Genomic DNA, 19,351 nt, shown 5'->3' with positions numbered 1-19,351 from the left:
CCGCCGCTGGCATGCTCACCGGGTTACCAAGCGTCCTCGATATGTGCCCATCAAGCCGGGGAACTTTGCCCGTCACCTGGTGCGGCTGGCCCGTAATCGACGGGTCGACGTCGCGTGGGTGCCCGATGTCCATGCAGGGTCCGTGGGCCAAGTGCGTAGTCGTAGGTGATCCTCTCGGATGTCCTTTGGTCTCGCGGGCCTAGGTTCTTTCTACCGCGAGCCCGGAGGAAGCGGAACCCCTGCCTGCACTTCTTTACTTTCGCGTTCAAACGGGCCTGAAACGGGCACCGGTCAGGCCGTGGTGCGGCGCCGGCTGGCGTACCAGACGAGGCCGGCGGTCGCGGCCGCCGCCCCTATGGCCGCCGCCGCGACCAGGGCCGGCCGGGGCGGCACGGAGAACGTGGGCAGCCGCTTCTTCAGCGGGACCGGCCGGCGGAACTCCAGAACCGGCCACTCGCGTGCGAGTGCCTCGCGGCGCAGCGCCCGGTCCGGGTTCACCGCGTGCGGATATCCGACCGTCTTGAGCATCGGCAGATCGGTCGCGGAGTCGCTGTAGGCGTAGCAGCGGTCGAGGTCGTAGCCCTCGGAGACGGCCAGTTCCTGGATCGCCTCGGCCTTGGTCGGGCCGTAGGCGTAGTACTCCACCTCGCCGGTGAAGCAGCCGTCCTCGCCGACGACCATGCGCGTGGCCACCACGCGGTCCGCGCCGAGCAGTTCGCCGATGGGCTCGACGACTTCGGCGCCCGAGGTCGACACGATGACGACGTCCCGGCCGGCCGCGTGGTGCTCCTCGATGAGGGAGGCGGCCTCGTCGTAGATGATCGGGTCGATCAGGTCGTGCAGGGTCTCCGCGACGATGTCGCGCACCTGCTGTACGTTCCAGCCGCGGCACAGCGTGGACAGATACTCGCGCATGCGCTCCATCTGATCGTGATCCAGGCCACCTGCCAGGAAGACGAACTGGGCATATGCGGTGCGCAGTGCGGCCCTGCGGTTGATCAGCCCGCCTTGGTAGAAGGACTTGCTGAAGGTGAGTGTGCTCGACTTCGCAATGACCGTCTTGTCCAGGTCAAAGAAGGCTGCTGCGCGGGGCAAGGAGTGGTTTTCCACGCCCCCGAGCATAGGCGCCCACCATTCGGCGTAAGGTGGGGCGCGTGGGTTTGCCTGAGAGGGCTCTCGGGTACACCATGGAAGTCACGGATCGTTCGCGACCGTGCTAACCCGGTCCGACTCCTCCCCCCCCGAGTCGGCCGTGGGGACGACCCCCGCTCTCCCCCCCGGCGGGGGTCGTCGCATGTCCGGGCGGGTTTTCTTCCCTTACCCCGTTCTCCGCACGGCCGTTGGGCCGGCATCGTGCCGCCGCGGCCGCCGCTTCCGCGCGCCCACGATCCGTTACTCCTGGTAATCGTCGCGCTGCGCTGTGGAAGTCGCACAGGGATCGGTACAGAGGTCACCGGTATGGGTGATGGCGATATTCACAGGCCCCGAGTTGTCCACAGTTTTCCACCAAGATCCACATGATTTCGCGGATCGCTGCACCGTGATTCCGACGCGCTCGGGCCATGGCGAGTTCATGGCCGGTTCCGATTGTCGGAGCGCGTATGGCCGGTTTCCGTCGGCCGTTCATATGGGGGGCCGCTTGGCGGTTCTTCACACCTTTGGGAATCGCGTGGCCGCAGAGGCCGCACGGCCCACGCAGCGAAGGGGGAACACTCGTGACCGCAGCCGTCACCCACGACCCGCCGCCCGGTACGGCAGGCCGGCCGGACCGGCCGCTCATCATCACGGAGGACGCCGAACTCCTCGACGACCTGCTGCGCCTGTGCGCGGCCGCCGGCGCCACACCCGACGTCCACCACGGCGTGCCGGAACACGGCGCCGGCTGGCGGACGGCCCCGCTGGTGATCGTCGGCGATGACGCGGCCCGCCGGGTCGGCGGGGCGCCGCGCCGCGGGGGAGTCGTGCTGGTCGGCCGTGACCAGGACGACCCGGGGGTGTGGAAACGTGCCGTGCTGGTCGGCGCCGACCATGTCCTGATGCTGCCCGACGGCGAGCAGTGGCTGGTCGACCGGATCGCCGACGTCGCCGAGGGCGTAGGCCGCCCGGCCCTCACCGTCGGGGTGATCGGCGGCCGGGGCGGGTCCGGAGCCTCCACGCTCGCGTGCGCGCTCGCCGTCACCTCCGCGCGCGAGGGACTGCGCACCCTGCTCGTGGACGCCGATCCGCTCGGCGGCGGACTCGACGTACTGCTCGGCGGTGAAAGCGCCGACGGACTGCGCTGGCCCGCCTTCGCCGCCTCCCGCGGGCGGGTCGGCGGCGGTGCCCTGGAGGAGTCGCTGCCCGAACTGCACTCCTTGCGGGTGCTGAGCTGGGACCGCGGGGACTGCGTCGCCATCCCGTCGCAGGCGGTGCGCGCGGTGCTCGCCGCCGCCCGGCGGCGCGGCGGCACGGTCGTGGTCGATCTGCCCCGCCGCCTCGACGACGGGGTCGCCGAGGCCCTCGCCCAGCTCGATCTGGCGCTGCTCGTGGTCCCCGCCGATCTGCGGGGAGTCGCGGCCGCCGGGCGGGTCGCCTCGGCCGTCGGCATGGTCGTGCGCGACCTGCGCGTGGCGGTACGCGGGCCGTACGCACCGGGCCTGGACGACCGGGAGGTGGCCCGCCTGCTCGGCCTTCCGCTGGCCGGCGAGGTGCCGGTCGAACCGCCGCTGCTGCGCCCGCGAGGCGGCGGGCAACCGCCCGGCGCGACCGGACGCGGCCCGCTCGCCCGCTTCTGCGCTGACTTCTGGGAGCGCGCGCTCATCGAGGCTGGAGGCACCCGATGAGCCTTCCCGGACTCGACCGCGCGGACGGCGCCGCCCTGCTCGACGGCGTCCGGCGCCGGCTGGCCGAGAGCGGGGCCGAACCCACCCCCGCGCGCGTGGCCCAGGCCCTGCGTGAACAGGGCCGGGTGCTCGGCGACGCCGAGGTCCTCGGCGCGGCCCGGCAGCTGAGGTCCGAACTCGTCGGCACCGGCCCCCTGGAGCCGCTGCTCGCCGACCCGGACGTCACCGACGTCCTGGTGTCCGCCCCGGACCGGGTGTGGGTGGACCGCGGCGGCGGGCTGGAGCTGACCGGGGTGACCTTCCCCGACGCCCCGGCCGTACGACGCCTCGCGCAGCGGCTGGCCGCCGTTGCCGGACGCCGGCTGGACGACGCCCGGCCGTGGGCGGACGCCCGGCTTCCCGACGGCACCCGACTGCATGCGGTGCTGCCCCCGGTCGCCGTCGGCTGCACCTGCCTGGCCCTGCGGGTCGTACGGCCCCGGGCATTCACGCTGGAGGAACTGGTCGAGGCCGGCACCGTGCCGCCCGGCGGCGACCGGATCCTGCGGGCACTGCTCGCGGCCCGGCTGTCCTTCCTCGTCAGCGGGGGCACCGGAAGCGGCAAGACGACCCTGCTCAGCGCGCTGCTGGGGCTGGTCGGCGCGGGCGAGCGGATCGTGCTCGCCGAGGACTCGGCCGAGCTGCGCCCGGACCACCCGCACGTCGTCCGGCTGGAGACCCGGCCCGCCAACCAGGAGGGGGCCGGCCTGGTCACCCTGGAGGACCTCGTGCGGCAGGCACTGCGGATGCGACCCGACCGGCTGGTCGTCGGCGAGGTCCGCGGGCCCGAGGTCGTGCATCTCCTCGCGGCTCTCAACACCGGCCACGAGGGCGGCTGTTGCACGGTCCATGCCAACGCCGCCGCGGATGTGCCGGCCCGGCTGGAGGCGCTGGCCACGGCCGCCGGGCTCGACCGGGCGGCACTGCACAGCCAGTTGGCGGCCGCGCTCTCCGTTGTCCTGCACCTCGTGCGGGACCGGTCCGGGCGGCGCCGGATCGCCGAGGTGCATGTGCTGGAGCGGGATGCGACGGGGTTGGTCCGGACGGTGCCGGCGCTGCGCTGGGGCGAGCGGGCCTTCGTGCGGGAGCGGGGCTGGGAGCGGCTGCGGCACCTCCTGGACGCCGCGGACGGGTCCGGGTTCGGGAAGGGCGGAGAAAGGTGACGGAAGTGACCGGTGAGACGTCCATGGCGGCCGCGCTGCTCTGTCTCTGCGCGCTGGCCTGGCTGCTGGGCGGGCGGCATTACGGGATGCGGCGGGCGCGGTTGGTGCTCGCGGGCGGTGCAGTGGTGGCGACCGGCCCGCCCTCCTGGGACGAGACCCTCGCGGAACTGCGGCGGCTGCACGACCGCTTGGGAGCCGAGTGGTGGGCGCTCGCGGCGGGCCTGCTGCTCGGACTGCTGGGGGCCTCGGTGGTTCCGGTCGTCGCGGGGGCGGCCGGGGTGCCGGTGCTGCGCCGGGTACGGCTGGCCCGGCAGGCCCGGCGCCTGCGGGAGCGGCGGGCGGACGCGGTGATCGCGCTGTGCGGGGCCCTCGCCGGAGAGGTGCGCGCCGGACGGCAGCCGGGTGAGGCGTTGCTGAGGGCGGCGCAGGACTCCGGCGGGCTCGGCGAGGCACAGGCGGCCGTGGTCGCGGCGGCGCGGTTCGGCGGGGACGTGCCCGGCGCGCTCGCCACGGCGGCCCGGCAGCCGGGAGCCGAGGGCCTGCTCGGACTGGCCGCCTGCTGGCGGGTGGCCGTGGACCAGGGCGCCGGACTCGCGAGCGGCCTGGACCGGCTGGAGGCGGCCCTGCGTGCCGAGCGGGATCAACGCGCGGACCTGCGCGCCCAGTTGGCGGGCGCCCGGGCCACCACGGTACTGCTCACGGTTCTGCCCGCTCTCGGACTCCTCCTCGGCTCGGCCATGGGCGCGCATCCCCTGCACGTGCTCCTCCATACCGGCCCCGGCCTGGGCTGCCTCACGGCCGGATCGGCGTTCGAGGCGGCCGGCGTGTGGTGGACGGTGCGGATCATGCGGCAGGCGGAGGTGGTGTGAGTGAGCGGGGTGGTGTGAGGGGCGCGAACAGCGAGCGGGGCGTGTGGGGCGGGAGCGGCGAGCGGGAGCAGCCGGGCGAAGGGGCGGGAGCGGTGTTCGGGAGGTGGCGTGCGATGGGTGCACGGGGTCGGGACGCGTGGGGAGAGCGGGCGGTATGAGCGGGGAAGTTCTCCACAGGTTGGGGATGGTCGGGGGTGTGACGCTGGTCCTCGGCTGGGCGGCGTGGCGGTTGGATCTGCTCCGGCGACGGCGTCGGGCACGGCGCCGGGTGGCCGAGCTGCTGGGCCTGGAAGTCCCGCCGTCCAGGGGGCGGTTCGCGGCGGCGGGTGCGGCGCGCCGATGGCTGCCACCGGCCGGGACGGCGTGCGGCGCCTGGGTCCTGGTCGGTGGTGTGACCGGTGCCGTGCTGGGGCTGGGCGCCGGGGTGCTGCTGTGGCGGTGGCGGAGCCGGCAGCGGGCGGCCGGCCCGGCGGAGCCCGTCGACACGGCCACGGCCGCACGGCAACTCCCGCTCGCGGCCGACCTGCTGGCCGCCTGTGTCGCGGCCGGCGCCGGGCCGGTGATCGCCGCGCAGGCGGTGGGGGAAGCGCTCGACGGGCCTGTCGGGCAGGCGCTGGCACGGGGCTCGGCGGAGGTGCGGCTCGGCGGTGAACCGGCGGACGCCTGGCGGCGGTTGGCCGCACTGCCCGGCGCCGGAGCCCTGGCGCGGTTGCTGGAGCGCGCCGACGAGTCCGGGCTGCCGGCGGCCGACCCGGCCGCCCGGCTCGCCTCGGACGCACGGGCGCAGTGGGCCCGTACGGCGACGGCCCGGGCCCGGCGTGCGGCCGTACTGATCTCCGCACCGGTGGGCCTGTGCTTTCTGCCTGCCTTCATCGCGGTCGGTGTGCTGCCCGTCGTCATCGGACTGGCGGGCGGAGTGATGAGAGGCAGGTGAGGCGACCGCGGAGCACGAACGCGACGAAGAGCAGAACCAAGTGCAGGCCCAAGAACAAGCCCAAGTGCAAGCCCAAGAGCAAGAGGACTGAACGTCATGGGGGTTGGAATGAACGTGAAGATCAAGGAAGCGGCGGTACGGCTGTGCGGGAAGGGGCGCCGCAGGGATGCCGGAATGGTGACGTCCGAGTACGCGATGGGGATCATCGCGGCCGTCGGGTTCGCGCTGCTCCTCTACGAGGTCGTCACCAGCGGCCAGGTCCGCACGGAACTGCAGGACATCGTGAAGAGGGCCCTCAGTGCGCGGATGTGAGCGAAGCGCGGACCAGGGGTTCGTGACCGCGGAGGCGGCCGTGGTGCTGTGCGTGCTGGTGGCGTTCACGATGGCGCTGGTCTGGGGGCTGCTCGTGGTGGCCGCGCAGATCCGGTGCGTGGACGCCGCCCGCATCGGCGCCCGGGCCGCCGCCCGTCAGGATCCGGCCGGCGCGGTGGTGGCGGTGACCCGCGAGGCGGCGCCGCACGGGGCACGCGTGACCGTCGGGCGCGAGGGTGACCGGGTCCGGGTGACGGTGGTGGCCAGGCCTCCGGTGCTGAGCGGGCTGCCCTTCGAGGTGCGGGAGGAGGCCGTCGCACCGGCTGAGGACATCACGGACGCGAAGGAGCCGGCAGGGTCGGGGGAGGCGGGGCCGTGAGGCGGGAAGGGGGACGGGATCGGCGGCCGTCCGACCGGGGGTCGGCCACCGTGTGGAGCCTGGGGGCGATCGCCGTGCTCTGTGTCGTGTTCGGCGCCGTGCTCGCACTCGGGCAGGCCGTCGTGGTCCGGCACCGGGCGGCCGGCGGCGCGGACCTGGCGGCCCTCGCGGCGGCCGACCACTGGGCAGAGGGCCGTGCGGCGGCCTGTGCGCGGGCCGCGCGGGTGGCGGCCGCCCAGGACGTACGGCTCGTGCGGTGCGCGATCGTCGGTGAGACCTCGGACGTGACGGCGGCCTCGGGAAGAGGCCCGTTCACGGCGCGGGCCAGGGCCAGAGCGGGGCCGGCGGGTGCGGTGCGGTCCGCACTCACGCCTGGGGCACGGCCTCCTTCTCCTCCGGCGCTCCCCGCAGGAGCACCGTGAGCAGCCGGACCGCCCCCCTCTTGTGCAGCGGGTCGTTGCCGTTGCCGCACTTGGGGGACTGGATGCAGGAGGGACAGCCGGCCTCGCACTCGCAGGAGGCGATGGCCTCGCGGGTGGCGGCGAGCCAGGCGCGGGCGGTGTGGAAGGCGCGCTCGGCGAAGCCCGCACCGCCGGGGTGGCCGTCGTAGACGAAGACCGTCGGAAGGAGGGTGTCGGGGTGGAGGGGGAGGGAGACGCCCCCGATGTCCCAGCGGTCGCAGGTCGCGAAGAGGGGGAGCATGCCGATGGAGGCGTGTTCGGCGGCGTGCAGGGCGCCGCCGAGGATCTCCGGGTTGATCCGGGCCTCGTCCAGCTGGTCGTCGGTGACCGTCCACCACACCGCCCGGGTGCGCAGCGTACGAGGAGGGAGGTCGAGTTTCGTCTCGCCGAGCACTTCGCCGGTGATGAGGCGTCTGCGGAGGTAGGAGACCACCTGGTTGGTGACTTCGACCGAGCCGTAGCACAGGCGGCCGGCGCCCCACGGGATCTCGGTGTCCGTCTCCAGGATGGAGACCGCGGTGGTGTCACGGGCGACCGTGGAGTAGGGCGGGTCGGCCTGCTCGACCAGGGCGACGGAGTCCTCCAGGTCGAGCGAGCGCACCAGATAGGTGCGGCCCTGGTGCAGATGGACCGCGCCCTCGTGGACCGCGGAGTGCGCGGCACCCGCGTCGACCGTGCCGAGCAGACGGCCCGTACCGGTCTCGACGACCTGCACCGGGCGGCCGCCGGCGCCGCGGATGTCGGTCAGGTCGGCGGCCCGTTCCCGGCGCGTCCAGTGCCAGGCCTTCGTCCGCCTACGCAGCAGCTTCGCGGCCTCCAGCTGCGGCAGCACATCCGCGCAGGCGGGGCCGAACAGGTCCAGGTCCTCCTCGGTCAGCGGGAGTTCCGCGGCGGCGGCGCACAGGTGCGGGGCGAGGACGTAGGGGTTGTCGGGGTCGAGGACCGTGGATTCCACCGGTTGGTCGAACAGGGCCTCCGGGTGATGGACCAGGAAGGTGTCCAGCGGGTCGTCGCGGGCCACCAGCACGGCGAGCGCACCCTGCCCGGAGCGGCCGGCGCGCCCCGCCTGCTGCCACAGGGACGCGCGCGTGCCCGGGTAGCCGGCGATCACCACCGCGTCCAGGCCGGAGACGTCCACACCCAGTTCCAGGGCCGTGGTGGCGGCGAGGCCGAGGAGGTCGCCGGAGTGCAGGGCGCGTTCCAGGGCACGCCGCTCCTCGGGGAGGTAGCCGCCGCGGTACGCCGCGACCCGGCGGACCAGGGAGCGGTCGACCTCGGCCAGCTTCTCCTGGGCGATCACCGAGATCAGCTCGGCGCCGCGCCGGGACCGTACGAAGGCGACCGAGCGCACGCCCTGCACGGTCAGATCGGTCAGCAGGTCGGCGGTCTCGGCGGTGGCGGTGCGCCGTACGGGGGCGCCCCGCTCGCCGTGCAGTTCGGTGAGCGGAGGCTCCCAGAGGGCGAAGACGAGCTCCCCGCGCGGGGAGGCGTCGTCGGCGACCTCGGTCACCGGCAGCCCGGTCAGCCGCCGTGCGGCCACGGCGGGCTCGGCGGCGGTCGCGGAGGCCAGCAGGAAGACGGGGGAGGCGCCGTAGCGGGTGCACAGGCGGCGCAGCCGGCGCAGCACCTGGGCGACATGCGAGCCGAAGACGCCCCGGTAGGTGTGGCACTCGTCGATGACGACGTAGGTGAGTGACTTCAGGAAGGAGGACCAGCGCGGGTGGGACGGGAGTATCCCGCGGTGCAGCATGTCGGGGTTGGTGAGGACGTAGTTGCCGTACTGGCGGATCCACTCCCGTTCCTCGTACGGGGTGTCGCCGTCGTACACGGCCGGGCGTACGCCGTTGCCGAGAGGTTGTGAAAGTTCCTTCACCGATCGGCACTGATCCGCCGCGAGCGCCTTGGTGGGGGCCAGGTACAGCGCGGTGGCGCCACGGCCGTTCGGGGCCTCGGAGCCGTCCAGCAGGGTGGACAGGACGGGCACGAGGTACGCGAGGGACTTGCCGGAGGCGGTGCCGGTGGCGACGACCACCGAGTCGCCGTCCAGGGCGTGCTCGGCGGCCAGGGCCTGGTGCGCCCAGGGGTGTTCGATGCCGTGCGCCTGGACGGCCGCGATCACCTCGGATCGAATCCGGTGAGGCCAGACGGCATGGCGGCCCTCTCGCGGGGGCAAGTGCTCCGTATGAGTGATGCGCGCAGCCCGGTTCGGCCCCGAGGCCAGCCGGTCGAGAACCACGCCCGGGGACGGGCGGGGTGCCGGGGCGGCCGGGGATCGATCGGATCGGTGATTCTTGGCCATTGGCACCGAGTGTGTCACTGGCGTGACGGACAATGGAGCCAAGGCGTCGTGCACGCCTGCCCGTAAGTGATTGAATGCCATCGCGGCTGGCGATGCGTCCTGGGGGCCGCAAGTCGAGGTGGCCGAAGGGCGACCGCTCGATAGCAAGGTGCTGGAGGATCCGTGGACCTGTCCCTGTCGACCGAGACCATCGGCGATCGTACGGTCGTCCGAGTCGGTGGCGAAATCGACGTGTATACCGCGCCCAAGCTGCGCGAGCAGCTGGTCGAGCTGGTGAACGACGGGAATTTCCACCTCGTCGTCGACATGGAGGGCGTGGACTTCCTCGACTCCACCGGGCTCGGCGTGCTGGTCGGTGGCCTGAAGCGAGTGCGTGCCCACGAGGGCTCGCTGCGCCTGGTCTGCAACCAGGAGCGCATTCTCAAGATCTTCCGTATCACCGGCCTCACCAAGGTGTTCCCGATCCACACCTCGGTCGAGGAAGCGGTGCAGGCCACCGACTGACCTGGATCGTCCGTCGGCGTCGGGCTCCTGCCGGGGGTCCGACGCCGGGCGGTCCCGTCCGGGCCGCTGAAGGGGTCCGGGCACAGAAACACAGCTGGGGTGCGGGCTTTCGGCGGCCCCGCCCCCGACCGCACGCCCGTAGTCGCGAGGGGGATGCATGGCCATCGTCGAACTCCGCTTCAGCGCGCTGCCCGAGCACGTCCGGACCGCCCGGCTGGTGGCGGCCGCGGTGGCACGCAGGGCAGGGGTGGACGAGGCCGTCCTGGACGAGGTCCGGCTCGCCGTCGGCGAGGCCTGCTCCCGCGCCGTCGGACTCCACCAGAGCAGCGGCATCACCGCGCCTGTGAAGGTGGCGCTGATCGAGGAGGAGAAACAGTTCTCCATCGAGGTCGGCGACGAGGCACCGCACGCGTCCTCGTCGGACACGCCCGGCGGGGCGCAGGATGTCGAAGCGGACGTCGAGGAGGACGAGATGGGTCTCGCGGTCATCAGCGGCCTCGTCGACGACGTCGAGGTCACCACCGGGCAGGACGGCGGCCGGATCCGCATGACCTGGCCGACCGCACCGCCGGCCGTGGCGCTGCTCTGAGCGTTGCCGTCAGACCCTCCGAAGGCCCTGCCGAGCAGGGCCTTCTGTGTTTTTCCGACACCCCCGGAATTCGTGAATGAATTCACGATCAACCCCTCGATCAATTGATCAAGTGACAATACGGCCGGTTCTGGCCCGTCAATGGTCCGAGGGCATTACCTCATTCGGGTTCGATGGCGGGATCGCGATCATTTGCTGATGAGCCCGTTGAGGCTAATTCCGTTTACCGCGCTCTGTTGAGATCACTCCGAGGTACCTAGAATCCGTCCACATCTTGAGCTCAGCCCAAGCGTCAAGGAGGACGAATGGCGGGGCTTTCCATCCCCCAATCGGATCACCCCACATCCCTCGCAGCCGCGGTCCTGACCGACGACAATCGGATCATCGTGGCCGTCATCGCGGCGGTCGCCCTGGCCGCGCTGTTGGTGGCGGGGATCCTGGTGCGTCAGGTACTGGCTGCGGGCGAGGGCACTGACAGCATGAAAGAGATCGCCGAGGCGGTCCAGGAAGGCGCGAAGGCGTATCTCGCCCGGCAGCTGCGCACGCTCGGCGCATTCGCCGTCGTCGTCTTCTTCCTGCTCATGCTGCTGCCGGCGGACGACTGGAATCAGCGTGCCGGACGATCGGTGTTCTTCCTGATCGGTGCGGCGTTCTCGGCAGCCACCGGCTATATCGGCATGTGGCTCGCCGTGCGCAGCAATGTGCGGGTCGCCGCGGCGGCCCGGGAGGCCACACCGGCACCAGGCGAACCAGAAAAAGATCTCACCACCGTTTCACACACCGCGATGAAGATCGCATTTCGCACGGGCGGCGTCGTCGGCATGTTCACAGTGGGGCTCGGCCTGCTGGGCGCCTCCTGTGTGGTGCTGGTGTACGCGGCCGACGCGCCGAAGGTGCTGGAGGGCTTCGGCCTCGGCGCCGCCCTGATCGCCATGTTCATGCGTGTGGGCGGCGGCATCTTCACCAAGGCCGCCGACGTCGGCGCCGACCTGGTCGGCAAGGTCGAGAAGGGCATTCCGGAGGACGACCCACGCAATGCCGCGACCATCGCCGACAATGTGGGCGACAACGTCGGCGACTGCGCGGGCATGGCGGCCGACCTCTTCGAGTCGTACGCCGTGACCCTGGTGGCCGCCCTGATCCTCGGCAAGGTCGCCTTCGGCGACTCCGGGCTGGCGTTCCCGCTGCTGGTGCCCGCCATCGGCGTCGTCACGGCGATGATCGGCATCTTCGCGGTCGCCCCGCGCCGCACCGACCGCAGCGGCATGTCCGCGATCAACCGCGGCTTCTTCATCTCCGCGGTGATCTCCCTCGTGCTGGTCGCGATCGCCGTCTTCGTCTATCTGCCGTCGAAGTATTCCGACCTCGACGGGGTGACCGACGCGGCGATCAGGGCCAAGGGCGGCGACCCGCGGATCCTCGCCCTGGTCGCGGTGGCGATCGGCATTCTGCTCGCCGCCGTCATCCAGCAGCTGACCGGCTACTTCACCGAGACCAACCGCCGCCCGGTCAGGGACATCGGCAAGACCTCCCTCACGGGCCCGGCCACGGTCGTCCTGTCCGGTATCTCGCTGGGCCTGGAGTCGGCCGTCTACACCGCGCTGCTCATCGGCCTCGGCGTGTACGGCGCGTTCCTGCTCGGCGGTACGTCGATCATGCTGGCGCTGTTCGCGGTCGCGCTGGCCGGCACCGGACTGCTCACCACGGTCGGCGTGATCGTCGCCATGGACACGTTCGGGCCGGTCTCCGACAACGCCCAGGGCATCGCCGAGATGTCCGGTGACGTCGAGGGCGCGGGCGCCCAGGTGCTCACCAACCTGGACGCGGTCGGCAACACCACCAAGGCCATCACCAAGGGCATCGCCATCGCCACCGCCGTCCTCGCCGCATCGGCGCTGTTCGGGTCGTACCGCGACGCGATCACCACCAATGTGCAGGACGTCGGGGAGAAGCTCTCCGGGCAGGGCGCGCCACTGAGCCTGTCCCTGGACATCTCCCAGCCCAACAACCTCGTCGGCCTCATCGCGGGCGCCGCGGTGGTCTTCCTCTTCTCCGGACTGGCCATCAACGCCGTGTCGCGCTCGGCCGGTTCGGTGGTGTTCGAGGTGCGGCGGCAGTTCCGTGAGAAGCCCGGGATCATGGACTTCACGGAGAAGCCCGAGTACGGCAAGGTCGTCGACATCTGCACCAAGGACGCCCTCAGGGAGCTGGCCACACCGGGTCTGCTCGCTGTGATGGCGCCCATCTTCGTCGGCTTCACGCTCGGTGTCGGCGCGCTCGGCTCCTATCTCGCCGGTGCGATCGGCGCGGGCACGCTGATGGCGGTGTTCCTCGCCAACTCCGGCGGCGCCTGGGACAACGCCAAGAAGCTGGTGGAGGACGGCCACCACGGCGGCAAGGGCAGTGAGGCCCACGCGGCCACGGTGATCGGCGACACGGTCGGCGACCCCTTCAAGGACACCGCGGGACCGGCCATCAACCCGCTGCTGAAGGTCATGAACCTGGTCTCGCTGCTCATCGCGCCCGCGGTGATCAAGTTCTCCTACGGCAACGACAAGAACCTGGGTGTACGGGTTCTGATCGCGCTCCTCGCGCTCGTGGTGATCGTCGTCTCCGTGTATGTCTCCAAGCGGCGCGGAATCGCCGTGGGCGACGACGAGAGCACCGAGCGAGTCGCCAACTCGCCGAGTACGGCAGTGGTTTCGTAGGCGAACTCCTGGGTCTGTAGGAGAAACCCTGCTCAACGGACGGGCGGGCGGCGCGTACTGACGCGCCGCCCGCCCGCTCGTGTGTGGGCTCGCCCACGTGGTGAGCCTTGTCTCGCATAGTGCAAAAGGTAATAAAACATGACTTAAGACGTGTACGGGATGGGGAGGGTGTGCGTCCGCCGTGTAGGGTCCGTGGGCCGAGAGCCAGGGAAGGGACCGATCCGGTGAACAAGAAGCTCGCGGCCGCACTGTCCGGCGGTGCGGTACTGGTGGTGGCGCTGACGGGATGCAGCAGCAGCGGCGGCGGTGACAAGGGGCCCGACCCCAAGCTGGTCGCCTGGGCCAAGTCGGTGTGCGACGCGGTGCCCGCGCAGGACGCGAAGATCAAGTCGGCGAACGCGGCGATCAGCACGACGGCCGCCGACACGGCCAAGCCCGAGACCCTCCAGAAGACGGACTCCCAGGCGTTCCAGGACATGTCCGACGGCTACAAGGCGATCGCCGGCGCAGTGAGCAGCGCGGGCGCGCCTCCCGGTGTCGCCGACGGCACCAAGCGGCTGCAGGCCGTCGTGAAGAGTTTCAACGGCCTCTCCGCCTCCTACGCCGCCCTGAAGAAGCAGGTCGACGCGCTGAACACCAAGGACCAGGCCAAGTTCGCCTCCGGCCTGCACGACATCGCCACGAAGATGACGGACCTGGAGACGCAGCACAAGACCGGCACCGACGCGCTGGACAAGCTCCAGCAGGGCGACGTCAAGAACGCCATCGCCCAGCAGGCCAGCTGCAAGAAGGTCGCGTCGTCGTCCTCGGCGCCGGCCTCGTCGTCCTCGCCGTCGGCGGGCTGACACGGCCGTCGGGGTGCGTCGGTGGCGTGCCGGGCCTCGGGCCGGGCCACGTCGCCGACACGTCCCGCCCCCGGCCGGGGTGTGCCGGTGACGCGTGCTGAGGCCGCGTCCGGGGGGTGTCGCGGGCCACAATGGGGGGCGTGACTGACTCCGGACCCGCCTCCCTGCCCGCTTCCGACCGGCCCGACGCCGCCGCGCGCCTGCGGGACGCGCTGTTGGCCGCCTCCTTCACCGCCGACGGGCTGCTCGACCTGCTCGGCGCCCCCGCGTACGCGGCGCTGGCCCGCAGCGAGACCGTCCCCGCCCTGCGCGCGACCCGCGGCGACACGCCGCTGGAGACGCTCGTACGACTCTTCCTGCTCCAGCAGCCGGTGCCGCACGCGCGCGTGGCGGCCGTTCTGCCGGCCGAGGAGGCACTGGAGGCCCGGTGGCTCACGCGTGTGGGCGCCGACGAGGTGGCCGCCACCGTGGACGTACGGCCCTACGGCGGCCCGGGCGGCGAGGACTGGTTCATCGTCTCCGACCTGGGCTGCGCGGTCGGCGGCGCCGGCGGCATCGGCCGGCGTGACGAGGGGGTCGTCCTGGGCGTCGGCGGCGCCTCCACGACCCTCGCCGGCATCACCGTCCGCACGCCGGTCGCGTCCGCCCTGGACCTCGGCACGGGCTCCGGCATCCAGGCACTGCACGCCGCCCAGCACGCCACGCGCGTGACGGCGACCGACCTCAACCCGCGCGCCCTGCACATCACCGCGCTCACGCTCGCGCTCTCCGGTGCGCCGGCCGCCGATCTGCGCGAGGGTTCGCTCTTCGAGCCGGTCCGGGACGGCGAGACCTTCGATCTGATCGTGTCCAACCCGCCGTTCGTCATCTCGCCCGGCGCCCGGCTGACGTACCGGGACGGCGGCATGGGTGGGGACGATCTGTGCCGCTCGCTCGTTCAACAGGCGGGGGAACGGCTGAACGAGGGCGGGTTCGCGCAGTTCCTCGCCAACTGGCAGCACGTGGCAGGGGAGGACTGGCAGGACAGACTCAGGTCGTGGGTGCCGCGCGGGTGCGATGCCTGGATCGTGCAGCGCGAGGTGCAGGACGTCACGCAGTACGCCGAGCTGTGGCTGAGGGACGCCGGTGACCACCACGGGGATCCGGCGGACTACCAGGCGCGTTACGACGCCTGGCTCGACGAGTTCGAGGCGCGCAAGGTCAAGGCGGTCGGCTTCGGCTGGATCACTCTGCGCAGGACGGGTTCCGCCGAGCCCGTCGTCACCGTGGAGGAGTGGCCGCACCCGGTCGAGCAGCCCCTCGGGGACACGATCCGGGCGCACTTCGAGCGCCTCGACTACCTCCGGGAGCACGACGACGCGGCGCTGCTCGACAGCCACTTCAGGCTCGCCGGGGAAGTGGTCCAGGAGCAGGTCGGGCTGCCCGGCGCCGAGGACCCCGAGCATGTGGTGCTGCGCCAGCACCGCGGGATGCGCAGGGCGACGAAGGTGGACACGATCGGCGCCGGGTTCGCGGGCGTCTGTGACGGCACGCTGAGCGCGGGCCGCATCCTGGACGCCATCGCCCAGCTCATGAACGAGGAGCCGGTGCTGCTCCGCGACCGCACACCCACGCAGATCCGGCTGCTGGTGGAGCAGGGCTTTCTCGAACCGGCGGGCTGAGGAGGGGTACGGCGACTGGTTCGCCTGCGGTACGCCGGGTGCCCGTGCGGGCGTAGCTGTCCCCGGACGCCCGGGTGACCCGGCCCGGATCATCGTCGTATGCCGGGGGCACGGGCCGGTGCGGACCGGCGGCGGGAGCCGTGACGCGCCGGTTCCGGGAAAACGGCCGGAAAAATACGGACCTCGTGCCCGCGCCGACGTTGCTCGATCGCATGTTCGGTAATGCGTCGAACCTCCGTTCATCCCGATGTCGCCCGTCCGTCTCCCGCGCGTGCCACTCTCCCGGCGCTGGGCAGGGCCGGAGCGCACGGAGGGCGGGGCAGGCGGTGGAGAGCGTGTCGGCGATCTTCGCGGGAACGGTGTTCGCCCTGTTCGGAGGCGCCCTGCTGGCCTGGACCGGCACCCGCCTGAAGCGTCGCGAGCCGGTCGCCCAGGGTGTGAACCAGGTCGCATCGGCCACCCTCGCGAGCGTGGCCGGGACCATCGCACTGGCCCTCGCCGTGTACTGCCTGACCCGCCTCTGACGTCGGCGGGAGCACGGCGCGCAGCGCGCCGCGGAGTGCCGCGGGAGTAAAAGGGAGCGTCACGCTCCGGACATGCCTGATGTGGGTACCCGGTACTCCGGGCGGCAGGAATGGCGGTAGTCGGGTTACCGTTCGAGTGGCCGTTGTGGGCTTTTCCCGTTTGACACGGGGGCGGGATGTACCGTCACACTCCGCAGCGTCACACGTGCCAGCAGTACGCCGCGACCCCGGGACGAAGGCCTGGGGAGGCCCCAGCGTCGACCGGAGAGAAGAGCGAAGTTGTCCCCGACCAGCGAGACCGCACAGGGCGGCCGCCGACTCGTCATCGTCGAGTCGCCTGCCAAGGCGAAGACGATCAAGGGCTATCTCGGCCCCGGCTATGTCGTCGAAGCGAGCGTCGGGCACATCCGCGACCTCCCCAACGGCGCCGCGGAGGTGCCCGAGAAGTACACCGGCGAGGTCCGCCGCCTCGGTGTGGACGTCGAGCACGACTTCGAGCCGATCTATGTCGTCAACGCCGACAAGAAGGCCCAGGTCAAGAAGCTCAAGGATCTGCTGAAGGACTCGGACGAGCTGCTGCTCGCCACCGATGAGGACCGCGAGGGCGAGGCCATCGCGTGGCACCTCCTGGAGGTCCTGAAGCCGAAGGTCCCGGTCAAGCGCATGGTGTTCCACGAGATCACCAAGGACGCGATCCGTGCGGCCGTCGCCAACCCGCGCGACCTGAACCAGCGCATGGTCGACGCCCAGGAGACCCGCCGCATCCTCGACCGCCTCTACGGCTACGAGGTCTCGCCGGTCCTGTGGAAGAAGGTCATGCCCCGGCTGTCGGCCGGCCGCGTGCAGTCCGTCGCCACGCGACTCGTCGTGGAGCGGGAACGCGAGCGCATCGCCTTTCGTTCTGCCGAGTACTGGGACCTGACGGGCACCTTCGCGACCGGCCGCGCGGGGGATTCGTCGGACCCGTCGTCGCTGGTCGCCCGACTGCAGACCGTCGACGGCCGGCGGATCGCGCAGGGCCGCGACTTCGACTCCCTGGGACGGCTCAAGAGCGAGCAGATCCTCCACCTCGACGAGGTGAACGCCCGCGCCCTCGCCGCCGCCCTGGAGAACACCCGGTTCTCCGTGCGCTCCGTCGAGTCCAAGCCGTACCGCCGCTCGCCGTACGCCCCGTTCCGTACGACGACGCTGCAGCAGGAGGCCAGCCGCAAGCTCGGCTTCGGTGCGAAGGCCACCATGCAGGTCGCGCAGAAGCTGTATGAGAACGGCTACATCACCTACATGCGTACGGACTCCACCACGCTGAGCGACACCGCCGTGGCCGCCGCACGTGCCCAGGTCACGCAGCTGTACGGCGCCGACTATCTGCCCCCGCAGCCGCGTACGTACGCCGGCAAGGTCAAGAACGCGCAGGAGGCCCACGAGGCGATCCGGCCCTCGGGTGATCGTTTCCGCACTCCCGCCGAGACCGGCCTGACCGGCGACCAGTTCAAGCTCTACGAGCTGATCTGGAAGCGCACCGTCGCCTCCCAGATGAAGGACGCGACCGGCAACAGCGTCACCGTGCGGATCGGCGGCACCGCCGCCGACGGCCGGGACGTCGAGTTCAGCGCCTCCGGCAAGACGATCACCTTCCACGGCTTCCTGAAGGCGTACGTGGAGGGCGCCGACGACCCGAACGCCGAGCTGGACGACCGCGAGCGCCGGCTGCCGCAGGTCGCCGAGGGTGACGCGCTGTCCGCCCGGGAGATCACGGTCGACGGCCACGCCACCAAGCCCCCGGCCCGCTACACCGAGGCCTCCCTGGTCAAGGAGCTGGAAGAGCGCGAGATCGGCCGCCCGTCGACGTACGCGTCGATCATCGGCACGATCCTCGACCGCGGCTATGTCTTCAAGAAGGGCACGGCCCTCGTGCCGTCCTTCCTGTCCTTCGCCGTGGTGAACCTCCTGGAGAAGCACTTCGGGCGGCTCGTCGACTACGACTTCACCGCCAAGATGGAGGACGACCTCGACCGCATCGCGGCCGGTGAGGCCAAGGCCGTGCCGTGGCTGAAGCGCTTCTACTTCGGCGAGGGCACCGGCCACGGCGGAGCGGCCGAGGCGGGCAACGGCGACGGGGACCACCTCGGCGGTCTCAAGGAGCTGGTCACCGACCTGGGCGCGATCGACGCGCGCGAGGTGTCCTCGTTCCCGGTGGGCAACGACATCGTGCTGCGCGTCGGCCGCTACGGCCCGTACATCGAGCGCGGCGAGAAGGACTCCGAGCAGCACCAGCGCGCCGACATCCCCGACGACCTGGCGCCGGACGAGCTGAGCGTCGAGCTGGCCGAGGAGCTGCTGGCCAAGCCGAGCGGCGACTTCGAGCTGGGCACGGACCCGGCCAGCGGCCACACGATCGTCGCCAAGGACGGCCGCTACGGCCCGTACGTCACGGAGATCCTCCCCGAGGGCACCCCGAAGACCGGCAAGAACGCGGTCAAGCCGCGCACGGCCTCGCTCTTCAAGACAATGGCGCTCGACACGGTGACGCTCGACGACGCGCTGAAGCTGATGTCGCTGCCGCGCATCGTCGGCGCCGACGCCGAGGGCCAGGAGATCACCGCGCAGAACGGCCGCTACGGCCCGTATCTGAAGAAGGGCACGGACTCGCGCTCGCTGCAGTCCGAGGACCAGCTCTTCACGATCACGCTGGAGGAGGCGCTGGCGATCTACGCCCAGCCCAAGCAGCGCGGTCGGGCCGCCGCCAAGCCGCCGCTGAAGGAGCTGGGTGAGGACCCGGTCTCCGGAAAGCCGGTCGTGGTCAAGGACGGCCGCTTCGGCCCGTACGTCACCGACGGCGAGACCAACGCGACCCTGCGCTCCGGCGACAGCGTCGAGGCGATCACCCCGGAGCGCGGCTTCGAGCTGCTCGCCGAGAAGCGCGCGAAGGCCCCTGCCAAGAAGACCGTGAAGAAGGCCGCGGCCAAGAAGACGGCCCCGGCGAAGAAGACCGCCGCCAAGAAGACGGCGGCGAAGAAGACGACGGCGGCCGCGAAGAAGACCACGGCGAAGAAGACGACCGCCAAGAAGGCGACGGCTTCCAAGGCGACGGCTTCCGGCGCGGAGGACTGAGGCGGAGGGCCGATCCGGGGGGACTGTCCCGGTGTCGGCCGCCTCTTCGGCTTCGCTCAGCGAACGCCCCGGCATCACTTTGGTGTCGGGGCGCGCGCATGCCAGGACGGGCGGCGTGTGCTGTCGGTGGC

General features: G+C 71.7%; 16 protein-coding genes. 14 read left to right on the top strand and 2 right to left on the bottom strand.

Annotation, left to right across the window (positions count from 1 at the left end; translation table 11 throughout):
- Positions 1-291: 291 nt before the first annotated feature.
- A complete protein-coding gene (locus IE277_RS25405) occupies positions 292-1,122 on the bottom strand; it encodes an HAD family hydrolase (protein WP_189956005.1) in 831 nt (276 codons plus the stop codon).
- Positions 1,123-1,715: 593 nt separating this feature from the next.
- Here IE277_RS25405 and ssd point away from each other — a divergent pair.
- The 7 genes from ssd (at position 1,716) to IE277_RS25370 (ending at position 6,940) form a co-directional block, all read left to right on the top strand.
- A complete protein-coding gene (ssd, locus tag IE277_RS25400; RefSeq protein ID WP_229881951.1) occupies positions 1,716-2,822 on the top strand; it encodes a septum site-determining protein Ssd in 1,107 nt (368 codons plus the stop codon).
- Positions 2,819-4,024, top strand: a complete 1,206-nt coding sequence (locus tag IE277_RS25395) for a TadA family conjugal transfer-associated ATPase (protein WP_189956003.1) — start codon at positions 2,819-2,821, stop codon at positions 4,022-4,024. The genes ssd and IE277_RS25395 overlap by 4 nt, the downstream gene beginning before the upstream one ends.
- A gap of 23 nt (positions 4,025-4,047) precedes the next feature.
- Complete coding sequence (locus IE277_RS25390; RefSeq protein ID WP_189956078.1) at positions 4,048-4,893, top strand: type II secretion system F family protein; 846 nt, start codon at positions 4,048-4,050, stop codon at positions 4,891-4,893.
- 154 nt (positions 4,894-5,047) lie between these two features.
- On the top strand, positions 5,048-5,827 hold the full coding sequence (locus IE277_RS25385; protein WP_189956002.1) for a type II secretion system F family protein: 780 nt from the start codon (positions 5,048-5,050) through the stop codon (positions 5,825-5,827).
- A gap of 108 nt (positions 5,828-5,935) precedes the next feature.
- Positions 5,936-6,139, top strand: coding sequence for a DUF4244 domain-containing protein (locus IE277_RS25380; RefSeq protein WP_189956077.1), 204 nt, complete (start codon positions 5,936-5,938; stop codon positions 6,137-6,139).
- Positions 6,140-6,161: 22 nt separating this feature from the next.
- A complete protein-coding gene (locus IE277_RS25375; RefSeq protein ID WP_189956001.1) occupies positions 6,162-6,518 on the top strand; it encodes a TadE family type IV pilus minor pilin in 357 nt (118 codons plus the stop codon).
- Complete coding sequence (locus IE277_RS25370) at positions 6,515-6,940, top strand: Rv3654c family TadE-like protein (protein ID WP_189956000.1); 426 nt, start codon at positions 6,515-6,517, stop codon at positions 6,938-6,940. Before IE277_RS25375 ends, IE277_RS25370 begins: the two co-directional genes overlap by 4 nt.
- Here IE277_RS25370 and sftH read toward each other — a convergent pair.
- Positions 6,885-9,359, bottom strand: a complete 2,475-nt coding sequence (gene sftH / locus IE277_RS25365) for a DEAD/DEAH box helicase (protein WP_189955999.1) — start codon at positions 9,357-9,359, stop codon at positions 6,885-6,887. The genes IE277_RS25370 and sftH overlap by 56 nt on opposite strands.
- A gap of 81 nt (positions 9,360-9,440) precedes the next feature.
- Here sftH and bldG point away from each other — a divergent pair, with 81 nt between their 5' ends.
- The 7 genes from bldG (at position 9,441) to topA (ending at position 19,220) form a co-directional block, all read left to right on the top strand.
- Complete coding sequence (gene bldG / locus IE277_RS25360) at positions 9,441-9,782, top strand: anti-sigma factor antagonist BldG (RefSeq protein ID WP_189955998.1); 342 nt, start codon at positions 9,441-9,443, stop codon at positions 9,780-9,782.
- 157 nt (positions 9,783-9,939) lie between these two features.
- Positions 9,940-10,371: an ATP-binding protein gene (locus tag IE277_RS25355; RefSeq protein ID WP_189955997.1), complete on the top strand. Its 432-nt coding sequence runs from the start codon at positions 9,940-9,942 to the stop codon at positions 10,369-10,371.
- A 305-nt stretch (positions 10,372-10,676) separates the two neighbouring features.
- Positions 10,677-13,079: a sodium-translocating pyrophosphatase gene (locus IE277_RS25350; protein ID WP_189955996.1), complete on the top strand. Its 2,403-nt coding sequence runs from the start codon at positions 10,677-10,679 to the stop codon at positions 13,077-13,079.
- A gap of 224 nt (positions 13,080-13,303) precedes the next feature.
- Positions 13,304-13,924, top strand: a complete 621-nt coding sequence (locus IE277_RS25345; protein WP_189955995.1) for a small secreted protein — start codon at positions 13,304-13,306, stop codon at positions 13,922-13,924.
- A 131-nt stretch (positions 13,925-14,055) separates the two neighbouring features.
- On the top strand, positions 14,056-15,585 hold the full coding sequence (locus IE277_RS25340) for a N5-glutamine methyltransferase family protein (protein ID WP_189955994.1): 1,530 nt from the start codon (positions 14,056-14,058) through the stop codon (positions 15,583-15,585).
- A gap of 326 nt (positions 15,586-15,911) precedes the next feature.
- Positions 15,912-16,109 carry a hypothetical protein gene (locus tag IE277_RS25335; protein ID WP_189955993.1) on the top strand — a complete coding sequence of 66 codons (198 nt, stop codon included), beginning with the start codon at positions 15,912-15,914 and terminating at the stop codon, positions 16,107-16,109.
- A gap of 279 nt (positions 16,110-16,388) precedes the next feature.
- Complete coding sequence (gene topA, locus IE277_RS25330; protein WP_189955992.1) at positions 16,389-19,220, top strand: type I DNA topoisomerase; 2,832 nt, start codon at positions 16,389-16,391, stop codon at positions 19,218-19,220.
- Positions 19,221-19,351: the final 131 nt, after the last annotated feature.

It is taken from the genome of Streptomyces alanosinicus (genome assembly GCF_014650595.1).
Lineage (GTDB): Bacteria > Actinomycetota > Actinomycetes > Streptomycetales > Streptomycetaceae > Streptomyces > Streptomyces alanosinicus.
Note: the sequence above shows the minus strand (reverse complement) of the source record. Positions and strands in the feature narration are given on the sequence as shown.